The organism is Actinomadura kijaniata NBRC 14229 (assembly GCF_001552175.1).
In the GTDB taxonomy this organism is placed as follows: domain Bacteria; phylum Actinomycetota; class Actinomycetes; order Streptosporangiales; family Streptosporangiaceae; genus Spirillospora; species Spirillospora kijaniata.
Map to the genome: position 1 here is coordinate 1 of NZ_BCQR01000166.1, position 2,316 is coordinate 2,316.

Sequence of the window (2,316 nt, forward strand, 5' to 3'; positions counted from 1 at the left end):
GGGGGCGGCGGTCACGCCCCGCCCCCCACCGCGCCGACCGGGGCGGGGGCGGGCGCGAAGAACGCCGCGGCGTTGCCGCCCAGCACCTTCGCGCGGTCGGCGTCGTCCAGCTCGGGGCAGGCGCGCACGACGGCGCCGGGCTCCTTCTCCCCCAGCGGGAACGGGTAGTCGGTGCCCAGCATCACCCGGTCGGCGCCCATGACCTCCACCAGCAGCCGCAGCGCGCGGGGGTCGAACACGGCCGAGTCGACATGGAAGCGGTCGGTGTACTCCGACGGCGGGCGCGGCGAGTCGGCGCGGACGATGTCGCGGTTGCGCCAGGCGTTGTCGGCGCGGCCCAGCAGGAACGCGAAGCTGCCGCCGCCGTGGCAGAAGCACAGCCGCAGCGACGCGGGGATCCGTTCGAACGCCCCCGACAGCATCAGCCCGAGGATGCCGAGCTGGGTCTCGGCGGGCATCCCCACCAGCCAGGGCAGCATGTGCCCGCGCATCCGCTCGGCCGCCATCATGTCCCACGGGTGGGCCAGGACCGGCAGGCCGATCCGCGCGCAGTGGGCCAGGAACTCCACGATGCCGGGGTCGTCGAGGTTGCGGTCGCCGACGTGGTTGCCGATGTGGACGCCGCGGTGCCCGGCGGCCAGGGCGCGGGTGGCGACCTCGCAGGCGCGCCCGGTGTCCTGCAACGGCACCTGGCACAGCGGCAGCAGCCGGTCGGGGGCGGCGGCGCAGTAGGCGAGGATGCGGTCGTTGACCAGGTCGCACCAGTCGGCGGCGCGGGCGGGGTCGGCGTCGTAGCCGAACATCAGCGGGGTCGAGGACACCGCCTGCACGTCGACGCCGAGGGCGTCCATGTCGGCGACGCGCCGGGCCGGGTCCCACAGCGCCTCGGTGACGGGCCGGTACTCCTCGTCGCCGCTCATCATCATCCCGGTGCCGTCGCCGTTGACGCGCAGCCACGGCTCTCCCGCGTCGGTCAGCACGCGGCCCTCGGCGCGGGTCAGGCGCGGGAAGACGTGGGCGTGGACGTCGATGACAGTCACGGTTCCCTGCTTTCTGCTGGGTGGGTCGCGGGCGCGCTCCCGCCCGCCGGTCCCCGGTGGAGGGGTCCGGCGGCGTCGGCGGCGGCCTCGGGAGCTGGGGTCAGGCGCGGGGCGCGGTGGTCGGGACCATGTGGTCGGGCCACTGCTTGCCCGGGTGGGTCGCGCCGCAGTGCGGGCACTCGCGGTCGCTGTCGTAGAACGCCTGGAAGGCCGGCGGCAGGTCGTCCACGATGGAGCGGACCTGGAGCGTGGAGCGGCGCACCAGGTGGTGGCACTCCATGCAGTACCACTCGAACGACTCCAGCTCGCCCTCGGCGCGGGGGATCTCCACGACCAGGCCGATGGAGCCCTCCTCCGGCCGCTGCGGGGAGTGCCGCACGTGCGGGGGCAGCAGGAACACGTCGCCCTCGTTGATCTGGACGTCGACCGGCGGCTTGCCCTCCTCCTCCATCACGCGCAGGACCATGTTGCCCTTGAGCTGGTAGAAGAACTCCTCGCGCGGGTCGTCGTGGAAGTCGGTGCGGCGGTTGGGGCCGCCGACCACCATGACGATGAGCCCGGACTCGTCCCAGACCTGCACGTTGCCGACCGGCGGCTTGAGCAGGTCGCGGTGCTCGTCGATCCACTTGTCGAAGTTGAACGGCTGCCCGTGGGTCAGCTTGGGCAGGGTCATGAGCGGTCCTCCTTGCCTGGAGCGGTGCCCCGGGGGATGTGGGCCACGCAGGAGATCTCGATGAGAAGGTGGGGGTGCGGCAGCTGGTGGACGGCCACGGTGGTGCGCGCGGGGCCCGTCTCGTCGAAGTAGGAGCCGTAGACCTCGTTGTAGCCGCCGAAGTCGTTCATGTTCACCAGGTAGGTGGTGATGTTGACGATGTCGGACAGGTCGCCGCCGGCGGCCCGCAGCAGGTCGCGGATGTTCTCGATGACGGCGCGGGTCTGCTCGCGGATGTCGAGGTCGGTGACGCCCATGGGGTCGGCGCTGGCCCCGGCGAACGTGCCGTCGGGGCGGCGCGAGCTGGTCCCCGACACGAACACGAGGTCCCCGGCCCGCTTCACGTGCGGGAACCGCCCGCGCGGCTTGGCCTTGCCCTCGACCAGGATCGCGTCACTCACTTGGTGGTCACCTCCACGCTGCCGAGGCCCGCGCAGGTGACGCGGACGTGGGCGTCCCTGGGGAGCGGCACGGCGGCGGTGGCGGCCCCGGCCAGCACGACCGCGCCGGGCCGGAGCGGGACGCCCGCCGCCAGGGCCAGGCGGGCGGCGGCGCGCAGCGACC

Annotated in this window: 3 protein-coding genes; all 3 read right to left on the bottom strand. The window is 73.6% G+C overall.

Features of this window, described 5'->3' with window-relative positions; genetic code table 11:
• Positions 1–11: 11 nt before the first annotated feature.
• Entirely contained in the window at positions 12–1,040 is a 1,029-nt protein-coding gene (locus AKI01S_RS38755; protein WP_067829893.1) for an amidohydrolase family protein, read from the bottom strand.
• Positions 1,041–1,140: 100 nt separating this feature from the next.
• A complete protein-coding gene (locus tag AKI01S_RS38760; RefSeq protein ID WP_067829897.1) occupies positions 1,141–1,713 on the bottom strand; it encodes a 3-hydroxyanthranilate 3,4-dioxygenase in 573 nt (190 codons plus the stop codon).
• Positions 1,710–2,153 carry a RidA family protein gene (locus AKI01S_RS38765; RefSeq protein WP_174567454.1) on the bottom strand — a complete coding sequence of 148 codons (444 nt, stop codon included), beginning with the start codon at positions 2,151–2,153 and terminating at the stop codon, positions 1,710–1,712. The genes AKI01S_RS38760 and AKI01S_RS38765 overlap by 4 nt, the downstream gene beginning before the upstream one ends.
• Positions 2,154–2,316 lie beyond the last annotated feature (163 nt).